General features: G+C 65.7%; 1 protein-coding gene. It reads left to right on the top strand.

What is annotated here, in order from left to right; genetic code table 11:
- Positions 1 to 630: alcohol dehydrogenase catalytic domain-containing protein (locus AC0L2R_RS33805; protein ID WP_473514118.1), on the top strand; the 630-nt coding region annotated here is incomplete at both ends.

Genomic DNA, 630 nt, shown 5'->3' with positions numbered 1-630 from the left:
GGTACCGACGTCCACATCTACAATTGGGACCAGTGGGCGCAGAAGACCGTGCCGGTGCCGATGGTGACCGGCCACGAATTCGTCGGCACCGTCGCCGACTTCGGCGCGGCGGTCACCGAATACAAGATCGGCCAGCGTGTTTCGGGCGAAGGCCACATCGTCTGCGGCCATTGCCGCAATTGCCGGGCGGGCAGGGGGCATCTGTGCCGCAACACGCTCGGCGTCGGCGTCAACCGGCCCGGCGCCTTCGGTGAATATCTGGCAATCCCGCAGCACAACGTCGTGCCGATCCCCGACGATGTGCCCGACGAGATCGCCGCAATCTTCGATCCGCTGGGCAATGCGGTTCACACCGCACTGTCCTTTGATCTGGTCGGCGAGGACGTGCTGGTCACCGGCGCCGGGCCGATCGGCATCATGGGTGCGCTGGTGGCGCAGTGCGTCGGCGCGCGAAAGGTGGTCATCACCGACATCAACCCGGTGCGGCTGGCGCTGGCGAAAAAACTCGGCGTCCAGCATGTGGTCGACGCGTCGAAGGAAAAGCTGCGCGATGTCATGCCGGCGCTCGGCATGACCGAAGGTTTTGACGTCGGCCTCGAAATGTCGGGTGCGGCACCCGCCTTCCGCGAC

Source organism: Mesorhizobium sp. WSM4820 (assembly GCF_055811075.1).
Note: the sequence above shows the minus strand (reverse complement) of the source record. Positions and strands in the feature narration are given on the sequence as shown.